The sequence below is a fragment of the Actinoplanes siamensis genome (genome assembly GCF_016862395.1).
Lineage (GTDB): Bacteria > Actinomycetota > Actinomycetes > Mycobacteriales > Micromonosporaceae > Actinoplanes > Actinoplanes siamensis.
Genome location: NZ_BOMW01000013.1, coordinates 15,169 through 36,666 on the forward strand (window position 1 = coordinate 15,169; position 21,498 = coordinate 36,666).

Annotated in this window: 20 protein-coding genes; 12 read left to right on the forward strand and 8 right to left on the reverse strand. The window is 72.5% G+C overall.

Going from position 1 to position 21,498, the window contains the following annotated elements; translation table 11 throughout:
* Positions 1–12 precede the first annotated feature (12 nt).
* The 7 genes from paaA to Asi03nite_RS06255 all read left to right on the forward strand — a co-directional run bounded on the left by paaA (position 13) and on the right by Asi03nite_RS06255 (position 5,237).
* Entirely contained in the window at positions 13–936 is a 924-nt protein-coding gene (gene paaA / locus Asi03nite_RS06225) for a 1,2-phenylacetyl-CoA epoxidase subunit PaaA (protein WP_203677452.1), read from the forward strand.
* Positions 933–1,229 (forward strand): 1,2-phenylacetyl-CoA epoxidase subunit PaaB, encoded by a 297-nt coding sequence (paaB, locus tag Asi03nite_RS06230; RefSeq protein ID WP_203677453.1) that lies wholly within the window; start codon positions 933–935, stop codon positions 1,227–1,229. Before paaA ends, paaB begins: the two co-directional genes overlap by 4 nt.
* A gap of 8 nt (positions 1,230–1,237) precedes the next feature.
* Positions 1,238–2,197 carry a 1,2-phenylacetyl-CoA epoxidase subunit PaaC gene (paaC, locus tag Asi03nite_RS06235; RefSeq protein ID WP_203677454.1) on the forward strand — a complete coding sequence of 320 codons (960 nt, stop codon included), beginning with the start codon at positions 1,238–1,240 and terminating at the stop codon, positions 2,195–2,197.
* Complete coding sequence (gene paaD / locus Asi03nite_RS06240; RefSeq protein WP_373872092.1) at positions 2,191–2,682, forward strand: 1,2-phenylacetyl-CoA epoxidase subunit PaaD; 492 nt, start codon at positions 2,191–2,193, stop codon at positions 2,680–2,682. The genes paaC and paaD overlap by 7 nt, the downstream gene beginning before the upstream one ends.
* Before the next feature lies 1 nt (position 2,683).
* Positions 2,684–3,721, forward strand: a complete 1,038-nt coding sequence (gene paaE, locus Asi03nite_RS06245) for a 1,2-phenylacetyl-CoA epoxidase subunit PaaE (protein WP_203677456.1) — start codon at positions 2,684–2,686, stop codon at positions 3,719–3,721.
* Positions 3,722–3,812: 91 nt separating this feature from the next.
* The gene (locus Asi03nite_RS06250) at positions 3,813–4,592 is read left to right on the forward strand and encodes a TIGR03089 family protein (protein ID WP_239102449.1); all 780 of its coding nucleotides are present in this window, start codon (positions 3,813–3,815) and stop codon (positions 4,590–4,592) included.
* A gap of 42 nt (positions 4,593–4,634) precedes the next feature.
* The gene (locus Asi03nite_RS06255; protein ID WP_203677457.1) at positions 4,635–5,237 is read left to right on the forward strand and encodes a class I SAM-dependent methyltransferase; all 603 of its coding nucleotides are present in this window, start codon (positions 4,635–4,637) and stop codon (positions 5,235–5,237) included.
* A gap of 273 nt (positions 5,238–5,510) precedes the next feature.
* Here the strand turns inward: Asi03nite_RS06255 and Asi03nite_RS06260 are convergent, their stop codons facing one another.
* From Asi03nite_RS06260 to Asi03nite_RS06285, 6 genes are all read right to left on the reverse strand, one after another.
* Entirely contained in the window at positions 5,511–5,795 is a 285-nt protein-coding gene (locus tag Asi03nite_RS06260; protein ID WP_203677458.1) for a peptidoglycan-binding protein, read from the reverse strand.
* A gap of 569 nt (positions 5,796–6,364) precedes the next feature.
* Positions 6,365–6,766: a hypothetical protein gene (locus Asi03nite_RS06265; RefSeq protein ID WP_203677459.1), complete on the reverse strand. Its 402-nt coding sequence runs from the start codon at positions 6,764–6,766 to the stop codon at positions 6,365–6,367.
* Positions 6,767–7,093: 327 nt separating this feature from the next.
* Entirely contained in the window at positions 7,094–10,582 is a 3,489-nt protein-coding gene (locus Asi03nite_RS06270; protein ID WP_203677460.1) for an ATP-binding cassette domain-containing protein, read from the reverse strand.
* A 133-nt stretch (positions 10,583–10,715) separates the two neighbouring features.
* Positions 10,716–11,894: a metallophosphoesterase gene (locus Asi03nite_RS06275; RefSeq protein ID WP_203677461.1), complete on the reverse strand. Its 1,179-nt coding sequence runs from the start codon at positions 11,892–11,894 to the stop codon at positions 10,716–10,718.
* Between the two features lie 21 nt (positions 11,895–11,915).
* Positions 11,916–12,584, reverse strand: a complete 669-nt coding sequence (locus tag Asi03nite_RS06280) for a nucleoside/nucleotide kinase family protein (protein WP_203677462.1) — start codon at positions 12,582–12,584, stop codon at positions 11,916–11,918.
* An 84-nt stretch (positions 12,585–12,668) separates the two neighbouring features.
* Positions 12,669–13,322: a hypothetical protein gene (locus Asi03nite_RS06285; RefSeq protein ID WP_203677463.1), complete on the reverse strand. Its 654-nt coding sequence runs from the start codon at positions 13,320–13,322 to the stop codon at positions 12,669–12,671.
* A 437-nt stretch (positions 13,323–13,759) separates the two neighbouring features.
* Here Asi03nite_RS06285 and Asi03nite_RS06290 point away from each other — a divergent pair, with 437 nt between their 5' ends.
* The 3 genes from Asi03nite_RS06290 (at position 13,760) to Asi03nite_RS06300 (ending at position 16,921) form a co-directional block, all read left to right on the forward strand.
* Entirely contained in the window at positions 13,760–14,713 is a 954-nt protein-coding gene (locus tag Asi03nite_RS06290; RefSeq protein WP_203677464.1) for a sulfotransferase family protein, read from the forward strand.
* A 53-nt stretch (positions 14,714–14,766) separates the two neighbouring features.
* Positions 14,767–15,678 carry a hypothetical protein gene (locus Asi03nite_RS06295; RefSeq protein WP_203677465.1) on the forward strand — a complete coding sequence of 304 codons (912 nt, stop codon included), beginning with the start codon at positions 14,767–14,769 and terminating at the stop codon, positions 15,676–15,678.
* Positions 15,679–15,934: 256 nt separating this feature from the next.
* Positions 15,935–16,921, forward strand: a complete 987-nt coding sequence (locus Asi03nite_RS06300; protein WP_239102451.1) for a serine/threonine-protein kinase — start codon at positions 15,935–15,937, stop codon at positions 16,919–16,921.
* Here the strand turns inward: Asi03nite_RS06300 and Asi03nite_RS06305 are convergent.
* Together Asi03nite_RS06305 and Asi03nite_RS06310 are read right to left on the reverse strand one after the other, a co-directional pair.
* Positions 16,850–17,710, reverse strand: a complete 861-nt coding sequence (locus Asi03nite_RS06305) for a universal stress protein (RefSeq protein WP_203677466.1) — start codon at positions 17,708–17,710, stop codon at positions 16,850–16,852. The genes Asi03nite_RS06300 and Asi03nite_RS06305 overlap by 72 nt on opposite strands.
* Positions 17,707–19,158, reverse strand: coding sequence for an amino acid permease (locus tag Asi03nite_RS06310; RefSeq protein ID WP_203677467.1), 1,452 nt, complete (start codon positions 19,156–19,158; stop codon positions 17,707–17,709). The genes Asi03nite_RS06305 and Asi03nite_RS06310 overlap by 4 nt, the downstream gene beginning before the upstream one ends.
* A 230-nt stretch (positions 19,159–19,388) precedes the next feature.
* Between Asi03nite_RS06310 and Asi03nite_RS06315 the strand changes: the two genes are divergently transcribed.
* Positions 19,389–19,742, forward strand: coding sequence for an STAS domain-containing protein (locus tag Asi03nite_RS06315; RefSeq protein ID WP_239102454.1), 354 nt, complete (start codon positions 19,389–19,391; stop codon positions 19,740–19,742).
* 305 nt (positions 19,743–20,047) lie between these two features.
* Complete coding sequence (locus Asi03nite_RS06320) at positions 20,048–21,451, forward strand: N,N-dimethylformamidase beta subunit family domain-containing protein (protein WP_239102455.1); 1,404 nt, start codon at positions 20,048–20,050, stop codon at positions 21,449–21,451.
* Positions 21,452–21,498 lie beyond the last annotated feature (47 nt).

Consider the following 21,498-nt stretch of genomic DNA (forward strand, 5'->3'; position numbering starts at 1 on the left):
CCGGAGACCGGGATGAACGGTGAAGAGACCTTCGCGGACACCATCGCGCGTGACCATCGCGTCGAACCGCGCGACTGGATGCCCGACGGATACCGGCAGACGCTGATCCGGCAGATCGCCCAGCACGCCCACTCCGAGATCATCGGCATGCAGCCGGAGGGGGAGTGGATCACCCGCGCCCCGACGCTGCGGCGCAAGGCGATCCTGCTGGCCAAGGTGCAGGACGAGGCCGGTCACGGGCTGTATCTCTACTCGGCTGCCGAGACGCTCGGCGCCGACCGGGGCGACCTGACCCGGCGGCTGATCGAGGGCCGGCAGAAGTACTCGTCGATCTTCAACTACCCGACGCTGAGCTTCGCCGACGTCGGCGTGATCGGCTGGCTGGTCGACGGCGCGGCGATCTGCAACCAGGTCCCGCTCTGCCGCAGCTCCTACGGGCCGTACGCGCGGGCCATGATCCGGATCTGCAAGGAGGAGTCGTTCCATCAGCGGCAGGGCTACGAGCTGCTGATGACCATGATGGGCGGCACCCCGGAGCAGCGTGACATGGTGCAGGACGCGGTGAACCGCTGGTGGTGGCCGTCGCTGATGATGTTCGGCCCGCCCGACGGCGACTCGCCGAACTCGGCCCGGTCGATGGCCTGGAAGATCAAGCGCCACAGCAACGACGAGCTGCGGCAGCGCTTCGTCGACATGACCGTGCCGCAGGCCGAGGCGCTCGGGGTGACGCTGCCCGACCCGCAGCTGCGCTGGAACGAGGAGCGTTCGCGCTACGACTTCGGCGAGCCCGAGTGGTCGGAGCTGAAACGGGTGATCTCCGGCGACGGGCCGCTCAACCGGCAGCGGATCGAGCGGCGGCGGCAGGCCGATGCCGACGGGGCCTGGGTGCGCGAGGCCGCCGCGGCGCACGCGGAGAAGCAGAGGAGCCGGCGATGAGCGAGGACGTACGGCACGAGTGGCCGCTGTTCGAGGTCTTCGTGCGAGCCAAGCGGGGACTCAACCACGTGCACGTCGGCTCGCTGCGGGCCGCCGACCACCAGATGGCCGTGCAGCACGCGCGGGATCTGTACACCCGCCGCAACGAGGGCGTCAGCATCTGGGTGGTGCGCTCCGACGACGTGGTGGCCAGCGATCCCGACGACAAGGCGGCGTATTTCGAGCCGAGCGCCGACAAGGTGTACCGGCATCCGACGTACTACGCGATCCCCGACTCCGTGCCGCACATCTGAGGTGACACATGGCCTTCGACGACGCGTACGGTGCGCTCACCGACCACGATGACGACGCCCGCTGGGCGTACGGGACCGGCTTCACCGACCCGCTGGCCGGGGTGCCTGCCGGCTTCCCGGAAGGGGTCGACCGGGCCGGGCTCGCGGCGTACTGCCTGATGCTCGGCGACGATGCGCTGATCATGTCGCACCGGCTGCAGCAGTGGGTGACCCGCGCACCCGAGCTGGAGGACGAGATGGCCCTGGCCAACATCGGGCTCGACCTGCTCGGGCAGGCCCGCCTGCTGCTGGCCCGAGCCGGTGAGGCCGAGGGCGCCGGCCGCGACGAGGACGACCTGGCGTATCGGCGGGACCCGCACGAGTTCCGCAACGTCCGGCTCGCCGAGCGGGCCGACGCCGACTTCGCCCACCTGATCGCCCGCCTGCTCGTCCTCACCACGTGGCGGCTGGCGCTCTTCGACCGGCTGGCCGGCTCGCGCGACCCGATGCTGGCCGCGATCGCCGCCAAGGGGGTCAAGGAGCTGACATACCACCGGGACTATGCCGCCCGGTGGACGGTCCGGCTCGGCGACGGCACCGCGCTGTCGCACGAGCGGATGACGGCGGCGGTCGCCGAGGTGCTCCCGCCGGCCGCGGAGCTGTTCCAGCCGCACCAGATCGAGCTGAGTTTGGCCGCGGCCGGTGTCGCCGTCGACCCGGCGACCCTGCGCGCCGAGTTCGACACCGTCCTCGCCGAGGTCCTGACCACGGCGACGATCGACGTGGCGCCCGGCTTCTCGGCGACCGCGGTCGGCTCTCCGGCGGCTACGCCCGGCTCTCCGGCGGCTACGGCCGGCTCTCCGGCAGCCGCGGCCGGCTCTCCGGAGACTGCCGCGAGCGGGCGCGACGGGGAGCACACCGAGGCGCTGGGCGGGATCCTCGCCGAGATGCAGGGACTGGCCCGGGCCGTTCCCGGAGGTGCGTGGTGATCGCGGAGCAAGTGGTCGCGACGGTGACCGACCCGGAGCTGCCGATGGTCACCCTCGCCGAACTGGGGATAGTGCGGGAGGTGCGGGAGCACGGCGACGGTGTCACCGTGACGATCACCCCGACGTACTCGGGCTGCCCGGCGATGGAGAGCATCCGCGCGGACATCGCCGGGGCGTTGCGGACGGCCGGGTTCGGGCGGGTCGAGGTGCGTACCGTGCTGGCGCCGGCCTGGACCACCGACTGGATCAGCGAAACCGGCCGCCGCAAGCTCGCCGAGGCCGGCATCGCGCCGCCCGGCGCCGCGCCGCGCCGGGAGGCCGGCCCGGTCCCGCTCACCCTGATGCCCCGGCCGAGCACGGTCCGGTGTCCGCGCTGCGGCTCGGGGCAGACCGAAGCGCTCGCCGCGTTCGGCGCCACCGCCTGTCGTGAGCTGCGCCGGTGCCTGGCCTGCCGGGAGCCGTTCGAGCACATGAAGGAGATCTGAGGTGGCGTTCCACCCGCTGCGGGTCGCCGCGGTCGACCGGCTCTGCGCGGACGCGGTAGCGGTGACTCTCGACGTGCCGCCCGAGCTGGCCGAGCGGTTCGCGTTCCGGCCCGGGCAGTCGCTGACCGTGCGCCGCGCCGGCGAGCGGCGCACGTATTCGATCTGCGCGGCCGCCGGTGCCGCGCCCCGGATCGGCGTGCGCGAGGTGCCCGGCGGCAAGATCTCCGGCTGGATCGTGCGTGACCTGCGGCCCGGCGACGAGCTGGAGGTGTCGCCACCGTCCGGGACGTTCACCCCCGACCTCGCGGCCGGTGGGCGGCACGTGCTGATCGCGGCCGGTTCCGGGATCACCCCGGTGCTGTCCATCGCGACGTCGCTGCTGCGGGAGCCGGGTTCCGAGGTCGTCCTGCTCTACGGCAACCGGCGTACGGACACCGTGATGTTCGCCGAGGAGCTCGCCGACCTGAAGAACCGTTACCCGGCCCGGCTGGAGTTGGTGCACGTGCTGTCGCGGGAGCCGCGGGAGGCCGACCTGTTCTCCGGACGGCTGGACGCGGCGCGGCTGCGGACGCTGCTGCCGCTGCTCATCGACGTGCCGGCGGTGGATCACTGGTGGCTGTGCGGGCCGTTCGGCATGGTGACCGACGCCATCGCGGTGCTCGGCGAGGCGGGCGTCGCCCCGGAGCGCGTTCACCGCGAGCTGTTCTGGGTGGACGAGGCGCCGCCCGAGCCGGTGCGGCCCGAGACGCAGTCGCACGGGCCGAGCAGCGAGGTGACCGTGCACCTGGACGGGAGGACCACGACGGTCACCGTCGAGGAGGGGACGACCCTGCTCGACGGGGTGCAGCGGTCCCGGCCGGATCTGCCGTTCGCGTGCAAGGGCGGGGTCTGCGGCACCTGCCGGGCGCGGGTGATTGAGGGCGATGTGACGATGCGGCGCAACTTCGCCCTGGAGCAGGCCGAGCTGGCGGCCGGCTTCGTGCTGACCTGTCAGAGCACGGCCGCCTCGCCGAAGGTGGTGGTCGACTTCGACGAGTGACCGCTCCGGATGTCCGCCGGCCGTGGGATTCGGCGGTGGCCGGGGGCGGGCGATGGAGGATACGCGGGCCGGCTCGGTAGGTTGGACGGCCATGGACGCGATGGGTCGGCGGGTGGATGACGCGGTGGAGCAGCGGCGTGCGGATGACGTGGTTGCGCGGCGGCGTGCGGACGAGCTGATCACCTACTACGACGACGCGACCGGGGAGCGGGTCGGGCTCACCTCGGCGGAGCTCGGCGGGTGGAGCGCGGCGGTCGCCTCGCTGCTCACCAACGAGTGCGGGCTCCGGGCGGGCGATCGCGCCGGGGTGCTGCTGCCGCCGCACTGGCAGACCGCCGCGGTGCTGCTCGGGGCCTGGTCGGTGGGGCTCCAGGTGTCCTTCCGCGGCTGGAGCACCGCTGGGCTGGTCGACGGCGGACCCGCGCTGGACGTGACGTTCGTGGAGCAGCGGCGGGTGGGGAGCTGGCTCGACGAGGTTCCTTCCGCCTCGCACCAGTTCGTGCTGGGGCTGGGCGCCGATGGGGCGCCGGCCGCGGACGTTCCGCCCGATCACCGTGATTTCGTGCCCGCGGTGCGCGCGCATCTCGGCGCTGAGCCGCCGCGGCATCGCGCCGGCTTTTCCGCGGCGGCGACGCCGGACGGTACGACGTTCGGGGAGTACGGGGCGACCGCGGCGGAGGTGGCCCGGTCGCGTGGGCTCGTTCGGGGGGATCGGGTGCTGATCGAAACCGGGGTGTCCGAGCAGCCGCTGATCTGGCTACTGGCGCCGCTGACCGTGGGGGCGTCGATCGTGCTCTGCGCCAACCCGGACCGGTCACGGCTCGACGAGCGGGTCCGGGTCGAGGGCGTGACCCGGGTGTTTTCGGTGTGATCTTTCCTCTACTGTGGAGTCTTCGGGCGGTAGCGTTCGCCCATGGAGGTTTTCGACAAACTCGCCGAGAAATACCAGGGCGAGCACAGCCATAATCCATTTCAGTCGGCGCTGATCGAACGGATCAGCAAGACGCTCCCGGCCGGCGCCTCGGTGCTCGATCTGGGCTGCGGCACCGGTGTCCCCACTGCCAAGATCCTGACCGAGTCCCGGCACCGCGTGGTGGGGGTGGACGTCGCCGAGGGGATGCTGCGCCTCGCCCGCGAGCAGGTGCCCGGGGCGGAGTACGTGCACGCCGACTTCGCCGGGCTGCCCGACGACTTCGGGAAGTTCGACGCGGTGACCGCCTTCTTCTCGCTGCTCATGCTCAGCAAGGCCGACATCGAACGGACCCTGGACAAGATCGCCGGGTGGCTCAACCCGGGCGGGTACCTCGCGATCGGCATGGTCAACTTCGATGCGGACAGCATTCCTATCGATTTCATGGGTGTGCCGGTGACCGTTTCCGGCTATCTGGAGCCGGATCTTCGGGCGGTTCTGGAGGCGCATGGATTCACGGTCGACAGCATCGAGACGGTGTTCTTCACGCCGACCGACGGGCCGCAGGAGAGCCAGATCTTCGCTCTGGCCCAGATTCCGGAGTGATCTGCCGGGCCGGGGCGCTCAGCGGCGTCTCGGCCCGATCATGGCGGCCGCGCGGAACAAGGCAGTGCGGCCGTGCGGAAAGAACGGGTGCCGCCGCGCGGAGCAAAGCACTGCCGCCGCGCGGAAAGAACGGGTGCCGCCGCGCGGAACAAGGCCGTGCGGAACAAAGCAGTGCGGCTGTGCGGAAAGAACGGGTGTCGCCCGTGGCGACGAGGCGGTGCGGCCGCGCGGAGCGGATGCTCGCCGGCCATCGGCGCGCGGATGCCAGCCGGATCAGGCGGCGTCCCGGAAGCGGGTCAGTTCGCGAGCCTCGGCGGCGTAGCGGGCGAGCAGGTGCACCGTCTCCGGGCCCGCCTCCCCGTCAGGCTGCAGGCCGAGACGGAGCTGGAAGGCGCGGATCGCCTCCTCGAGATCCGCCTCGTCCGGGCCCACCCGGACGCCGAAGTCGGCGAACAGGCCGCGCAGGCTCTCCGGGTCTGCCGTGGGCGCGGTCTCCGACCAGCCGATCAGGCCACCCACTGCCGTGCCGACCATGGTGAGCACACCTCGTGCGGTCATCGTTACCTCCCCGATTCGCTGTGTCACTCCAGCATCGGAATTTCCGCTGTGGCTGACATCTGCCGAGGGTCTCGATCATCTGTGCGCCGCTACTACTTTCGGCCGACCGAACAGGGGGAGGTGCAGGGCTCTGGGGCCGGATCTGCCCCGAATTGCGGTGAAAAGAAGGCCCTGTGGGCAGAGGTGTTCGGCAGGGGTGGCCACGGGGAAAACCCGCGCGCCGGATGGGTCCGGGCAAAAGCGACACGGGCGAGCAGTGCAGATGGCGCTGGCAGAGCGGATGGCGCTGGCAGAGGATGGCGCTGGCAGTGCAGATGGCGCTGGCAGAGCGGATGGCGCTGGCAGAGCGGATGGCGCGGCAGAGCGGATGGCGCGGCAGAGCGGATGGCGCTGGCAGAGCGGATGGCGCGGCAGAGCGGATGGCGCGGCAGAGCGGATGGCGCACGAAAACCGGTGGCCGTGCGCAGAAGCGGGCCGCCTGCGAAGCGGGTGGTCGTGCGAGAACGGGTGATCGCGGGGAGGGCGCCGCGCCTGTGCAAGGTGATCAGGAGCAGGGATCGCCGGGACGGTCACGGGCAGAGGTCGGCCTGCGCCACCCTGCGGAGTTGTCGTGCCTGCGCGGCGGACACCCCGTACCCGGAAAGGTCCATCTCCGACGAGGCGCAGGCCTCGGCCCCCAGGTCCTCGATCTCCTCGTCCCGCCGGTCCATCGCCAGCTCCGGCAGCTGGGCCCGCACCGCCGCCACGAACCGATCCGGGTCCCCGTCCTCCACCGGCGCCAGCGAGACCCGCGATGGGGAGGTGCCGGAGGAGTCCGGCAGGGCAGTCCCGGGGCCGTCCGGTGACTCGGGTGCGAGGCGCGTGGGCGCCGCCGGCACGGAGACCGGTGGCGGGGAGACCGACGACACGGAGGCCGACGGCGCGGCCCATCCCTCGCCCCAGACGGCGCCGGAGCGCGGGGAGCATCCCATCACCAGCACAGCAAAGCCAGCACACCAGACGATACGACCGGATTTCACCCGGAAGACCGTAGAGCACCCCGGAGGTACGGCCGGTCCGCCGCACCGACCCGGACGGGGGACCCCGCGCGTAGCGAGGTCACAGACCGCTCACCGCCGCGGGTCTTCCCCATCCCGACGGTCATGGTGCGCACGCCGCCGGACCCGCGCTGGAAGCGGCGGATCGCCGGCGGCGCCGTGGTCCTGGTCCTGGTCGGCGGTGGTGGCAGCGCCGGGCCGTTCGGCTTCGGGCCCGGATCGACAGCCGAGGCCGGGCGCGGGCGGCCCGGCCGGCGGACCTCACCCGGCCAGGTGACCCCAGCGATCCTCCAGCTCGCGCCACGTCCCCTGGTCCTCGGCGCGGCCGCCGATCAGCACCACGACCCGGTCGGCCTGCGCCAGCGCCGCCCGCTTCGACGTCGAGCCCACCACGGTCACCCCGTGCGCACGCAACGCCCGCCACAACTCCAGCTCGGTGGTCACGTCCAGAGCCGACGACACGTCGTCCGCGATCAGCAGCTCGGTCCGCGGGGCCAGCGCCCGGGCCAGCGCCAGCCGCTGCAGCTGGCCACCGGACAACCGGGTGCCCTTGTGGCCGATCAGCAGCTGCAGGCCACCGCCGGACGCGGACAGGTCGTGCTCCAGCTGCGCCACCGACACCGCGTCCGCCGCGTCCACCTCGTGCCCGAGCCGGATGTTGTCGGCCACCGTGCCGGAGAGCACCCGCGGCAGCTGGGCGACGTACCCCACCTGGTTCGGCCGCAGGAACAGCTCCGGATCGCGGACCGGCTCACCGTTCCAGCACAGGTCGCCGGTGTGGTGCACGATCCCGGCCAGCGCGCGCAGCAGCGACGACTTGCCGGACCCGACCGGGCCCACCACCAGCACCAGCTGCCCGCGCTGCACGGTGAGGTCCACATCGCGCACCCCCTGGGCTCCGTTCTCGTGGACCGCGCTGAAGCCGCGTAGCTCCAGCGAGCGAAGCGGACTGCGCGACGCCGACGGCGGAGCCGGCGCCGTGCCGGCCGAGATGTCCACGCCGGGAACGTCGGACGAGTACGCCCCGACACCGGCCATCGCCACCGTGCGCGCGGTCCACACCTTCGCCGACGGGAAGTGCGAGACCAGCGACGCCGTGGTCCACGCGAACCACCGCGCCGACCCGAGCGTCGCCACCGCGATCAGCGTGGCGGCCGCGCTGAGCCGCCCGCCGAGGTACAACGCCCACACCGCGATCGGCAGCAGGCCGCTGGCGACCGACGGCGTGGACCGCGCCCACACCTGGATCGCGATCTCCCGCCACTGCAGCTCGCTGCGCTTGGCGTCGAGCCGGGCCAGGTGGCCCAGCACCGGCCCCGTCGCACCGGCCAGCTTCACCGTGCGCGCCGCGGACAGCGACGACACCAGCGCGGTCGCGAACGCCGCGCGGGCCGCCACGGTCCGCCGGGCGGCCCGTTCCAGGCGCGGCCCGAACAGGGTCGCGGCCAGCCCGGACACCAGCATCGTGCCGAGGAAGAACAGGGCCGGCACCGGCGACTGCGAGGTCACCGTCATGGCGATCACGGTGAGCAGGCCGACGCCGTTGTCGACCAGGTTGTCGGCGAGCATCACCACGCGCTCGGTGTCGCCGCCCTGGGCGACCACCTCGGCCGGCGTGTGCTTGCTGACCCGGCGCGGGCCGATCTGGCCGTGCACCAGGCGCAGGCTGATCCGCAGCATCTGCCGCACCCACCACTCCGGGAACCAGGCCCCGGTGTAGTAGAGCGTCGGGATCAGCGCCAGCAGCGCCACCGCGATCCCGGCCGCGGGCAGCAGCGGGCTGCCGGCGCCGTCCACCACGTCCGTCCAGAGCAGCGGCAGCACCGCGCCGTCGAGCCCGAACAGGACCAGCAGCACGAACAGCGAGACCGCGCCCAGGCCGTACCGCGCGTCGTTGGTAGCCAGCCGAGCGATCTCGCGCATCGTCCGGGTCGGCGCGGGCGCCGGCAGCGGTGGCGGCTCCACCGTGGGCAGCGGGTTGCCCAGCGCGTCCGGCCCTAGCTCGACCCGCGCCGCGGTGTCCCAGTCGCGGTCCTCCTCGACCAGCACTCCGCCGCCGGCGTGCGGCGCGGGGGCCGGGACGGCCAGGTTGCTGCTGGCCATCAGCTCGGCGAACCGGCGCGACTCGCGCAGCGGCCCGGACTCCAGCACCTCGCCGTCGGCCAGCACCACGACCTCGTCGCAGCGCTGCACCGAGGAGAGCCGGTGCGCCACGATCACGCCGATCCGGCCGCGCAGCAGCCGGTCGGTGGCCCGCTGCACCCACGACTCGGTGACCGGGTCCATCCGCGCGGTCGCCTCGTCCAGGATCACCACCTGCGGGTCCCGGACCAGGATCCGCGCGAACGCCACCAGCTGCTCCTGCCCGGCGGAGAGTTTGTAACCGCCCTCGCCCAGTGTGGTGTCGAGGCCGTCGGGCAACCCGTCCACCCAGGTGGACAGGCCCAGCTCGCCGACCGCGGCGGCGGCCCGGGGCAGCAGTTCCTCGTCGAAGAGCGCGATGTTCTCGGCCAGGGTGCCGGAGAGGATCTCGGTGCGCTGCGGGACGATGGCGGTCCACCGGCGCAGGCCCTCGACGGCGATGTCGTTGATGTCGACGCCGCCGAGGAAGACCGTGCCGGACGGCACGTCGACGGCCCGGGTGAGCACCTTCGCCAGGGTCGATTTCCCCGAGCCGGTGCGACCGATCAGCGCGTACGACCGGCCGCGCGCGAACGTCAGGCTCACGCCCCGCAGCGCGGGCGGCCGTCCGCTGTCCGACTCGCCGTAACGGAACGTCAGGTCACGCACCACGAGGTCGCCGTCGACCGGAGGCACGCCCTCGGACGGCTCCTGCGCGACCTCGCCGAGCATCTGCACCCGGCCCCAGGCGCCGAGCGCGTTCTGCAGCTCGGGGACCATCCGGGTGACCTGCTCCAGGGTGCCGCCGAAGCCGAGCGCGAGCAGCCACACGCCGGTCAGGCGGGCGCCGTCGATGTGCCCGGTGACCAGCGCCCAGGCGCCGATCAGGACGAGCGAGGCGATCAGGCTGCGGGTGATCGCCCCGGCCCACATGGTGATTCTCGACGAGGCGCGCCAGACCCGGCGCCCGCGGGCCAGGACCTCACGCGCGCGGTCGGCGAAGAGCCGCCGCACGTACGGCGCGGCCAGGCTGGTCCGGACGTCGTCCTGCCCGTGGATCGCCTCCTCCATCACGGCGGCCAGGTCGGACCAGGCCTCCTCCTCGGAGATGCGCACCGGCGAGATCCGCCGGATCGGCTTGTTCATCGTGACGAAGATCAGCACCGTCACGGCGATCATCGCGAGCCCGGCCGGCCACCAGACGACGAAGGCGGTGACGATGGAGAGCGTCGCCACCGCTATCGACTGGGCGATCCGTACGCCGCTGCCGCGCAGCTCGGAACCGACCTGGTACACGTCGGAGTCGATCCGGTCGAGCAGCTCGCCGACCGGCGTGTTCTCCAACGTCGGGATATCCTGCCCGAAGGCGACCCGGTTGAGTCCACGCCGGACCCGGGCCGCCCAGTCGGCGGTCAGCCGCGCGGCGACCAGCCCGACCACGACGTCGCTGAGCACCGCGGCGCCGAGCGCCGCGGCCAGCGCCACGAAGAGCGGAAACGAGCGGTCGACCAGCACCGATCCGGCCAGCGCCAGCGCCACGGACGACCCGGCCGCGCCGATGACTATCAGGAACGCGGCGAGCGCTGTGCGACTTCGGGAGGTGGCCCACAGGTCGCGGAGCAGACGCATAGGAAGTCCTCTGGGATGGGGAAGAAGGCGGTACCCCATCCTGCGTCGCGCCGCGAGCCGCACTCAACCGGTTTATTCCCGGCAAGCCGCCCGACCGGTGGTCACCCGCCGCCGCGAGTGACCACCGTCTCCACTACCCGGCGCGCAGGGTCAGCAGGGTGATCTCGCTCGGGGCGAAGATCCGGAACGGCGGGCCCCAGAAGCCGGTGCCCCGGCTGGTGTAGAGCTGGGTGCGCGCGGAGTGCCGGGACAGTCCTTGCAGCACCGGCTGGTCGATGCGGACCAGGTAGTGGAAGGGCCACATCTGACCGCCGTGCGTGTGACCGGACAGCTGCAGGTCGATGCCGTGTGCGACCGCACCGCCGATCTGCTGCGGCTGGTGGGCGAGCAGCAGCACCGGCAGGGCCGGGTCGGCGCCGGCCAGGGCGGCCTCGTGGTCGGTGTGGTGGCCCGGGACGCCGGAGCCGGCCGCCGTCCGGTCGTCGACGCCGGCCACGACCAGCGAGTCGCCGCCGCGGGAGACGACCAGGTGGCGGTTGTGCAGGGCCTCCCAGCCCAGCGACGACATGTACTCCACCCACCCCTGGGCGCCGCTCATGTACTCGTGGTTGCCGGTGACGTAGACGCGGGCCAGGGCCGCCCGGACGTCGCCCAGCGGGGACGCCTGGCCGATGCGCTGCGGGACCTCGCCGTCGGCGATGTCACCGGTGTGCGCCACGATGTCCGGCCGCAGCGAGTTGACGACCTCCACCACGCCGCGGGACCAGCGGGACCGGTCGATCGGGCCGTAGTGCGTGTCGGTGATCAGCACCACCCGCAGCCCGTCCAGGCCACGCCCGAGCCGGGGGATGGTGACGTCCACCTCGCGGACCCGGGAGACGCGCATCGCCTCCGCGTACCCCCAGAGCAGCAGGACCAGCGAGATCACCAGGACCACCGCCGTGGCGACCCGGGAGCGGACCGGATCGTGCACCCCGGCGAGCGCCAGGACCAGGCCGGCCACCTGGCCGAGCACCGACCAGGTGAACAGCACCCAGACCACGCCGAGCATGGTGTCGGCGATCCGCGCGCTGACGTCGTCACGACGGCCGTGGCCGCGGAACATCAGCACCGGGAAGGCCGCGGCGGCCAGCACGAACAGCAGCGTGCCCAGCACGAACACCGGGGCCGGCCAGGCGTTGCCCGACCAGACCAGCGTCGCCCACGGCACGCCGAACAGCAGCGCGAGCACCGCGACCAGAATGACACCGAACCGGGCAGCCGCCCGGCGCCGTCGCGGCTTCGCCTCGACCGCCGTCTCTTCCACCGACATGCAGGCAAGCATGCCACCGGGTCAGGGCGATCGGAGATCCGCGGGATCAGCTCCCAGCGAACTGAGCAGAGCCGGCGGCACGACCAGGTCGGCCCGCCCGCGCGTGGTGGCGATCAGCGCCGCGTTGCGCTGGTCCGTCCCGGTCGCCCAGGCCACCGCCACGTCCGGAGCCTTGCCGAACCGGACGTGCCGCGCGATCAGCCGCCGCAGCCGTTCCTCCGGGTCCAGGTCGGTGTACCAGACCTCCGCGAACACCTCCCGCAAGCCGGCCCACCGGCCCTGGTCGAGCAGCAGGTAGTTGCCCTCGGTGAGGATCAGGCGGACGTCGCGGGACACCCCGATGGCGCCCGCGACGGGCTGCTCCAGCACGCGTTCGAAGCCCGGGGCGTACACCATCTCGTCCTGGCCGGCCAGGAAGCGGCGCAGCAGCGCCGCGTACCCCCAGGCGTCGAACGTCTCCGGCGCGCCCTTGCGGTCGCGCAGCCCGAGCCGGTCCAGTTCCACGTCGGCGAGGTGGAAGCCGTCCATCGGCACGTGCGCCACCAGGGCCGCGGGCAGGGCCGCGGCCAGCGCCTCGGCCAGAGTGCTCTTGCCGGCCCCGGGCGGCCCGGCGATGCCCAGCACCGCCCGCCGCCCGCCGGCCACCAGCGCGCCGGCCCGGTCCACGAGTTCCGCGAACGTGCTCACCATGCCGACGACCGTAGCCCGCCCGCGGCACGGACCCGCCCGGATCGCCGCCCGGCGAGAGTGGGGAGCCGCGGTGCTGCCGGAGGATCAGCCCAGGCCCAGGCGCAGGCCGGCCACGCCGGCGGGGGAGAGCGGCCGCGCCGTCGCCCGGGACAGATCGGCGCGGACCCCGGCCGGCAGCTCCTCGCCCAGCGCGCGCAGCGCCGGATAGAGGTCGAGCACCTGCCGGTGGCTGAGCGCCCCCGCCCCGATCAGCAGCCCGTTCAGCGCGGTCGGGGTCTGCCCCAGCTCGCCGCAGAGCTCCCGGCGCCAGGCCGGGTCGTGCACGTGGTCGGCGAACTCGCGGGCGATCCGGTTGCCGGCCGGCGAGCGCAGGCCGCCCAGCGTGTTCTGCCGGTGCCGGGTGACCTGCGGCGCGAGCCGGCAGGCGATGCCGAGCCGATGGGCCAGCTGCGGGACGGTGAGCACGTCCAGCCCGGCCGCGCAGCCCTCGCAGAGCCGCTGGTAGGTCTTGGCGTGGATCACCGAGGCGGGCCGCTGGCAGGCACCGTCCAACCCGCACGACGGGTCGAGGATCACTTCGGTGAGGGTGCCCTCGTGGTCGAACCGGCCGACAGCGAAATAGGTGGCCGGAGCGGTGCGGTAACGGGCCAGGGCGGCGCGGGCGCTGACGTATCCGTCGGTGTCGACGCCGATGTGTGGCACACCGGCCTCGGTGTGCAACTGGATGAGCCGGAACATGGGGCACGCTCCCGGGGTGAAGCGAATGCGGTGTCGTATCCCGGTACGCGTGCCATTGCCGTACAGTTCAGTTGTCACTCTCTGTGGTTGATTGGTGACGAGATTTGCGCTGGCAGGCGTGCCGGGGGCAAGCGCAGATTACTCGCCGTAACGTATGTTGGCCAGGGGCAAACGCGGCCGGCGGCGTTCGTGGCATTCTGGTGGGCGATGATGACTGACAGTGCGCTCTGCGTGTGCGGCCATCCTTTCCAGGCGCATCAGCACCACCGGGCGGGCACCGAGTGCGTGATCTGCGCGCCGGGGCGGTGCTTGAGATTCCGGCGGTCCCGGTGGTGGCGGCGCTGGGCCGCGGGCCGGGCGGTCTGAGCCGTCTCCGGTGGAGATGCGAAAACCTAGCAGCTCTGTAGGCTTACCTCACTTTGACGTGAGGGGGAGAGATGGCACTACCCGACTTCCTGGTAGCCGGCGTGCCCAAAGCCGGCACCACGGCCCTGCACGCGGCTCTCGTGGGACACCCCGAGCTGTACCTGTCTCCGGTCAAGGAGCCCAAGTTCTTCCTCTCCGACGGGCCGCCACCGCGGCACGGCGGCCCCGGCGACGTGCAGACCTATCAGGAGCACATCTGGCGGCGCGACGCCTACGAGGCGCTGTTCGCCAAGGCCCCGGCCGGCGCGCTGCTCGGCGAGGCCACCCCGTTCTACCTGCACGACCTGGACGCGCACGACCGGATCCGCAAGCTCACCCCGGACGTGCGGATCATCCTGCTGCTGCGCGACCCGGTGGACCGCGCGCACTCGAACTGGACCCACCTGTGGAACGCCGGCCTGGAACCGGAGGCCGACTTCCTGGCCGCCTGCCGCGCCGAGCCGGCCCGCGTCGCGGCCGGCTGGGCGCAGTTCTGGCACTACCTCGGCCTCGGGCTCTACGGCCGCCAGCTGGAGCACCTCTACCAGCGCTTCCCGCGCGAGCAGGTGCTGCTGCTGCGCTACAAGGAGCTCAAGGACGCGCCGGCCGCCACGCTGGACCGGGTCTGCTCGTTCCTGGGCGTGCGCACCGGCCTGCTCACCGCGATCCCCAGGGAGAACGTGAACCGGCACGTGGTGCAGGACAACCGGGTCAACGCGGTGCTGCGTGCCCTGCTGCGCACCGGCGGCGGCTTCGGCCACCACTTCCCGGTCCCGCTGCGGCTGGCCGCCCGCGGGCCGCTGCTCACCCTGCTGCACCGCAGGAAGGGCGCCCGGCCGGTCACCACCCCGGCCGAGCGGGCCGAACTGCTGCCGCACTTCGCCGCGGACATCGCGCTGCTGCAGGACATCACGGGCGAACGGTTCGACGACTGGCTGAGCGTCGACCGACACGCCCGCGCTCCGCAAACCCCACCAATTTCATAGGCAATGCGGCAAAATTTGCGGGTACGCCGAAAGCCGAGTCCCCGGGAGTCCACGTGACCGTCGGAACCACAGCCCTGCCCCTGCCGCGCTGGGAAGACTCCACAGTGGTGGTGGAGCCGCCCGGAACCGAGCCAGGTGCCTGGTCCGGCGCGCCCAGCTCGATCGCCGCCGACGGCTTCGTCTACCTGGCCTACCGGGTACGGCTGCCGATCGGCGCCGGCCGGGGCGTCGCCAACGTGATCGCCCGGTCCGCCGACGGGCTGCACTTCACCGTGGTGGCGGAGGTGGGCAAGGACCGGTTCGGCGCCGAGTCGCTGGAACGCCCCGCGCTGGTGCGCACCCCCGCGGGGCGCTGGCGGCTCTACGTCAGCGCCGCCACCCCGGGGACCAAGCACTGGCGGGTCGACCTGCTCGAGGCGGACACCCCGGAGGGGCTGGCCACCGCCGAGCCGCGGACCGTGCTCGCCGGTGACGAGGCGGCCGGCTGGAAGGACCCGGTGCTGCACCACGACGAGCGCGGCTGGCACCTCTGGGCGTCGGTGCACCCGCTGGAGTCCTGGGACGACGCGGACCGGATGACCACCGAGTACGCGACCAGCCCGGACGGGGTGCGCTGGACCCGGCGGCGGACCGCGCTGGCCGGCCGGCCCGGCCGCTGGGACGCCCGTGGGGTCCGGGTGTCGTCGGTCCAGGTGGCCGGGGACGAAATCACGGTGACCTACGACGGGCGGGCCACGGCGGGGGAGAACTGGGAGGAGCGGACCGGGGTGGCCCGCGGCACGCGCCTGCCGGACGGCACGTTCGGCGAGCTGACCGCGGAGGAGCACGACCCGGTCGGCAGCCCGCATCGGCCGTACGGGCTGCGCTACCTGAGCCTGGTGGACCTGCCGGACGGCGGGCGGCGGCTGTACTACGAGGCGACTCGCGCGGATGGGGCGCACGACCTGCGTACCGAAAGGGCCTGATCGCGCAGAGTGACGCCTTGGCGGTCCTCAACTCCTGCTCAGGCCGGGTTCAAGCTGAGAGGACCGTCACTCTCCGGTGGGGGCTGTGTCGGGGTCCGGACAGCCTGACCTAGCGTTGTCCCGACGTCAGGTGCTCGCGCACAGCAGCGGCACGGACGATGGCGGAACCGGGCCCACAAGGCTTGGTTCCGCCATTTTTCATGCGTTTGTGCCTTTCCCGCCGGGGTATCGGTCTGCCGATGGGGAAGGGAGTTCCGTGCGGACGCTGGGTGGGCGGTATCAGCTGGTGCACCGGATCGGACTGGGCGGCATGTCCGAGGTCTGGCGCGGCCACGACCGGGTGCTCGATCGCCCGGTGGCCGTGAAGATCATGGCCGCGGCGGTGGAGGGCACCCTGGGCGAGACAGGCGTCGAGCTGATCCGGTCCGAGGCGCGCTCGGCGGCGCGGCTGGCGCACCCGAACGTGGCGAACGTGCACGACTTCGGCACCTCACCGGCGCCCGGCCGGCGCGACGTGCCGTACATCGTGATGGAGCTGGTCGAGGGCCAGACCCTGAGCCGGCACCTGGCCGAGGGCCGGCTGGACTGGCGGATCGGCGTGCGGATCTGCGCCGAGGTGGCGGCCGCGCTGGCCGCGGCGCACGCCGAGCAGGTGGTGCACCGCGACATCAAGCCGGCCAACGTGATGCTCACCCCGAGCGGCGCGAAGGTGCTGGACTTCGGCATCGCGGCGGCGGTCGGCGCACCCGAGCCGAACCCGGACGGCCCGGTGATGGGCACCCCGGCGTACGTCGCGCCGGAGCGTTTCGACGGCGGGCCGGCCACTCCGGCGACAGACATGTTCGCCCTCGGCTCGCTGCTCTACCACTGCCTGGCCGGGCGGGTGCCGTGGACCACGAGGTCGCACACCGAGTTGATCCACGCTCAGCGGTACTGGGACCCGGAGCCGCTGCCGCCCCTCCCCGGGCTGCCGCCCGAGGTCCTCGACCTGTGCTTCCGCTGCCTGCGGCGGGACCCGGGGGAACGGCCCACCGCGCTGGTCGCCGCGCTGCTGCTGGCCGAGGCGGTGGACGCCCGGGTGTACGTGCCGATGATGGAGGTGAATCCGGTGCTGCCCGCCTGGGACAGGCGGGCAGCCGAGGAGCCGACGTACGCCGGGAAAGGCGCCGGCTCAGGCGCGCGGCACCACGACGAGCGGACGGCCGGCCCGTCGCAGAAGCCGCCCCGACACGCCGCCGAGTAGCACCCGCTGGGCCGGGCCGTACCCACGCGAGCCGCAGAACAGCACGTCCACCTCGTCCAGCGCGGCCAGTTCCTCGACCACGTCGCCGGCGCGCACCTCGCACCGCACCTCGACGTCCGGGATGCTCTCCGCGGCTGTGCGCAGCGCCTCCTCGTAGGTCTCCCGCGCGGTGTCCAGGAAGGCCCGCTCGGCGTCGTCGCCGATCAGGAAGGGCAGCGCCGCGTCCCCGCCGGCCACCACGGTGACCAGCAGCAGCGGGTCCCCGGTGCGCCGGGCCAGGTCGGCCGCGGCGTGCAGGGCGGCACGCCCGTCCGGGGTGTCCACGTAGGCCACCCCGATCCGGCGGGTGGCCCCCGGCGTGACGCCGCCGGCCGGCGCCACCGCGACCGGGCAGGCGCTGCCGGCCAGCAGCCGCTCGGCGGTGCTGCCTGCGAAGATCCGGGTGGCCGGCGCGGCCGCGCCGGAGCCGACCACCAGCATCGCGGCGCCGGTCTGCTCGGCCAGGTCGTGCAGGCCGTGCGCGGCCGAGGTGGACGCGACGATCCGGTACTCGGCGCCGGGCGGGTCGTCCAACGTGGACCGGGCCTCGGCGAGCACCCGCTCGGCGGCCCGGTGCTGGTCGGCGATCCACTCGGCGTCGACCCGGCCGGGACCGATCGCGGACGGCGCCGGGTGCACCACCGCGACGACCAACGGCGCCTCGCGCACGCGGGCCAGCCACCGGCCCAGGGCCAGCGCGCCGGCGCTGGCCGGGCTGCGGTCCGCGCCGACGATCACCGGGGCGGTCATGACCCGGGCCTCTGTCCGGGCCCGTCCGCCGGGCCGGGCGGCACGGCGGCCGCCTGCCGCACCCGGGAGTGCCGGTAGCCGTAGAGCCCGTAGATGACCAGGCCGGCCGCGAGCCAGACCGCGAACCGGATCCAGGTGTCCAGCGGCAGGTCGGACATCAGGTAGACGGCGAAGACCACACCGATCAGCGGCAGGACCGGCGACCACGGCACCCGGTACGGCCGGGGCATGTCCGGCCGGGTCCGGCGCAGCACGATCACCCCGATGTTGACCAGCACGAACGCGAACAGCGTGCCGATGTTGACAAGCTCCACGATGGTGCCGAGCGGAACCAGGGCGGCCAGGATCGCGATCAGCACACCGAGCACCAGGGTGAGCCGGGCCGGGGTGCCGAACCGCTGGTTGACCACGGCCAGCCGGCGCGGCAGCAGGCCGTCCCGGCACATCGCGAAGAAGATCCGGGTTTGCCCGTAGAAGATGACGAGCACCACGCTGGTGATCGCGACGACCGCGCCGAGCGCCAGGATCCCGGCCGCCCAGCTCATCCCGGCGCCCTGGTCCAGCGCGGCGGCGAGCGGCGCGTCGCTGTCCTTCATCTGGTCCGGGGTGGCGATGCCCAGCGCCCCGACCGTGGTGAGCACGTAGAACACCGTGCAGATCAGGAGTGAGCCGATGATCGCCCGGGGCAGGTCCCGGGACGGGTTGCGCGCCTCCTCGCTGCCGGTGGAGACCGCGTCGAACCCGATGTAGGCGAAGAAGATGATCGCCGCGGCCGCGGTCACCCCGTCCACCCCGGCCGGCGCGAACGGGTGGAAGTTGCCGGTGCCGAAGTTCGCGAACGCCACCACGATGAAGAAGACCAGCACGACCAGCTTGACCACGACCATCACCAGGTTGGCCCGGGCGCTCTCGGTCACGCCGCGGATCAGCAGCAGCGTGATGGCCAGCACGACGAAGACGGCCGGCAGGTTGAAGACGCCGCCGTCCTCGGGGGACTTGGCGATGGCGTCCGGCAGGCTGACGCCGAAGGCCGCGTCCAGGAACGCGTTGAGGTTGCCGCCCCAGCCGATCGCGATGCCGGCCACCGACACCCCGTACTCCAGGATCAGGTCCCAGCCGATCACCCAGGCGACGATCTCGCCCAGCGTGGCGTACGTGTAGGTGTACGCGCTGCCGGAGACCGGGATCGAGGACGCCAGCTCGGCGTACGACAGGGCGGAGAACGCGCAGGCCACCGCGGCCAGCACGAACGAGAGGACCACGGCCGGCCCGGCGATGCCGGAGCCCTTCCCGATCACCACGAAGATGCCGGTGCCGATGATGGCGCCGACCCCCATGGCGGTCAGCTGGGTGACGCCCACCGCCTTCTTGAGCTGGTTGCCCTCCTGGGCGGTCTCGTGGATCAGTGATCCCACGTCGCGGATCGCGAACAATCCTGGTTTGGCCATGCCATCCCCCTTCCGACGGTTCAGATCACCGTCATCCCGCGATCAGGTGGCGCGCAAGCCGCACGCGGAGACGATCGGCGCGATGTGGGAACTTCCCTCATTCAACTTGCAAAAACCGCTCGGCGTACGCGGTGTGCGCCCTTCCCGCCGAACCGCGCGGCAGCCTGCGAGGGGTACACGGAGGCGGGTACGGTGGAGAGATCGGGCAAATCGCCCGACTCGGATATCGGGTGGGCGAGGTCGCGATGGGCGGGGCCGTGGTCACGACACGGCGGCAGGTCGACGGCGCCATGGTCGTCGACGTGCGGGGCAGCCTGGACGCCGCCACCGTCGAATCATTGCGCGCGACGCTCCTGGAAACGCTGCACCGGGATCGCCCCACGGTGGTGATCGTGGACCTGACGTATGTCACGTTCATGGATTCGGTGGGGCTCCGCGCGCTGGTCGCCGGCCAGCGGGCGGCCCAGGAGATCGGCAGTCGTTTCCAGCTGCGGAACCCGAGTGAATTCGTGCACCGTCAGTTGCGGGTCACCGGCCTGACCGAATTGTTAGGCGTAAGCCTTTCCCGTCATTTCGGCGGTTAGTCGAGATATTCGCGGTTCGACTGAACCGGCGTGCCATTTGTCCCGTCTTGGGGCCCCCATCGTGAATATTTCTTGTGATACCGTCCTGTGCCGCGGCTGTGAGACTGGATTCACGGCTGTACATTCGTTGACCCACGGGACGGATCCCGGTGCCCCGCCGCGCGCGGGCGCCACCGCGGCCGCTTGCCGGTACGTGAGAGGTAGGGGTCTTGGCACGCTCGGCCCGCCGTCGTTCGGTACTCGGAGTCGCCGCTTTCGGCGCCATGGCCTGGGGCTCGGGCCTCAGCGCCACCACACCGGCGCCGGTGAGCCCGGTCGTGCGGGAGAACCGGCGCAAGGGCGACACCGGGTGGGTCGCCTCGGAGAACGTCAGCGACAAGCTCCGCCAGATCCAGGGTTACCCGTCGGCCACCTCGGTGAACGCCGGCGGCTCGATCTCCTTCCACGTCACCGTCGCGGTTCCGCAGACGTTCACCGTCTCCCTCTACCGGCTCGGCAGCTATCACGGCGCGGGCGGCCGGCTCGCGTACACCAGCCCGAAGCTCTCCGGCCGGCCACGGCCGGTGCCGGCGCCCGACCCGGTGACCGGCCTGATCGACTGCGGGTGGCCGTCCTCGTGGACGTTCAAGGTCCCGGCGGACTGGCTCTCCGGGCTCTACCTCGCGGTCTTCAAGACCCGGGACGGGCACCGCGCCGTCACCCCGTTCGTGGTGCGCAACGACGCGCGCCGGGCGGACTTCCTGATGATCGTGCCGGTCACCACGTACAACGCGTACAACGTGTGGCCGGCCGACGGGCGGACCGGCAAGAGCCTCTACAAGGGCTACCTGCCGAACGGCAAGATGGGCGGCGCCCCGGAGCGGGCGTACCAGGTGTCGTTCAACCGCCCCTACTACGGCGGCGGCCGGCCCACCTGGTTCAACCTGGACGTCGCCACCGCGCAGTTCATGGAGAAGTCCGGGTACGACGTCGCCTACGCCACCAGCATCGACCTGCACCAGGGGCGGATCGACCCGGCGAGGTACCGGGCGCTGATCTTCTCCGGCCACGACGAGTACTGGTCCGGCGCGATGCGTGACGTCGTCGAGAAGGCGATCCGCAACAACACCCACTGCGCGTTCCTGGCGGCCAACAACATCTACTGGAACATCCGCGTCGAGGCGGACCCCCGGGGCGTCGCCGGCCGCGTCGTCACCTGCTACAAGAGCGCGCCGGATCCGGCTCCGGACGAGACCGGCGACACCGACCTGTGGCGCAACCTGGGCACCGGGCAGTCGTCGGCCGAGGCCCGGCTGATGGGCACGCAGTACAACGGCATCCTCCGGGCGCCGGTCCCGCTCGTGGTGCGCGGCGCCGGACACTGGATGTGGGAGGGCACCGGCGTGCACGACGGTGACCGGATCAAGGATCTGGTCGCGGTCGAGGCGGACGGCTGGTTCGCCGGGCTGCCGACCGACTACCAGGCCGAGCAGACGTTGCTGTCGGCCAGTCCGTACCCGGACAGCCTGGGCCGTGGCGACAGGATCCAGAACACCAGCATCTGCGAGACGCCGGACGGAACGATCATGTTCACGGCCGGGACCTTCCACTGGCCGTTGGCCCTGGCCAAGTCGGCGTACACCGACGCCCGCATCCAGCGCGCCACGAAGAACCTGTTCGACAGGTTCATCCGGACCGAGCCGGGCGCGCCGAGACCGGCCGTGCGCTGACCGCGCCGCGCGCGGCCGTCCGGCGCGCACGGCTGCCGGTCGCGCAC

What these genes read in the sequence shown, in the direction of transcription:
- paaA (WP_203677452.1), top strand. Translation starts at nt 13, where the DNA reads ATGAACGGTGAAGAGACCTTCGCGGACACCATCGCGCGTGACCATCGC.
- paaB (WP_203677453.1), top strand. Translation starts at nt 933, where the DNA reads ATGAGCGAGGACGTACGGCACGAGTGGCCGCTGTTCGAGGTCTTCGTG.
- paaC (WP_203677454.1), top strand. Translation starts at nt 1,238, where the DNA reads ATGGCCTTCGACGACGCGTACGGTGCGCTCACCGACCACGATGACGAC.
- Asi03nite_RS06250 (WP_239102449.1), top strand. Translation starts at nt 3,813, where the DNA reads ATGGACGCGATGGGTCGGCGGGTGGATGACGCGGTGGAGCAGCGGCGT.
- Asi03nite_RS06255 (WP_203677457.1), top strand. Translation starts at nt 4,635, where the DNA reads ATGGAGGTTTTCGACAAACTCGCCGAGAAATACCAGGGCGAGCACAGC.
- Asi03nite_RS06260 (WP_203677458.1), bottom strand. Translation starts at nt 5,795, where the DNA reads ATGACCGCACGAGGTGTGCTCACCATGGTCGGCACGGCAGTGGGTGGC.
- Asi03nite_RS06265 (WP_203677459.1), bottom strand. Translation starts at nt 6,766, where the DNA reads ATGGGATGCTCCCCGCGCTCCGGCGCCGTCTGGGGCGAGGGATGGGCC.
- Asi03nite_RS06270 (WP_203677460.1), bottom strand. Translation starts at nt 10,582, where the DNA reads ATGCGTCTGCTCCGCGACCTGTGGGCCACCTCCCGAAGTCGCACAGCG.
- Asi03nite_RS06275 (WP_203677461.1), bottom strand. Translation starts at nt 11,894, where the DNA reads ATGTCGGTGGAAGAGACGGCGGTCGAGGCGAAGCCGCGACGGCGCCGG.
- Asi03nite_RS06280 (WP_203677462.1), bottom strand. Translation starts at nt 12,584, where the DNA reads ATGGTGAGCACGTTCGCGGAACTCGTGGACCGGGCCGGCGCGCTGGTG.
- Asi03nite_RS06285 (WP_203677463.1), bottom strand. Translation starts at nt 13,322, where the DNA reads ATGTTCCGGCTCATCCAGTTGCACACCGAGGCCGGTGTGCCACACATC.
- Asi03nite_RS06290 (WP_203677464.1), top strand. Translation starts at nt 13,760, where the DNA reads ATGGCACTACCCGACTTCCTGGTAGCCGGCGTGCCCAAAGCCGGCACC.
- Asi03nite_RS06305 (WP_203677466.1), bottom strand. Translation starts at nt 17,710, where the DNA reads ATGACCGCCCCGGTGATCGTCGGCGCGGACCGCAGCCCGGCCAGCGCC.
- Asi03nite_RS06310 (WP_203677467.1), bottom strand. Translation starts at nt 19,158, where the DNA reads ATGGCCAAACCAGGATTGTTCGCGATCCGCGACGTGGGATCACTGATC.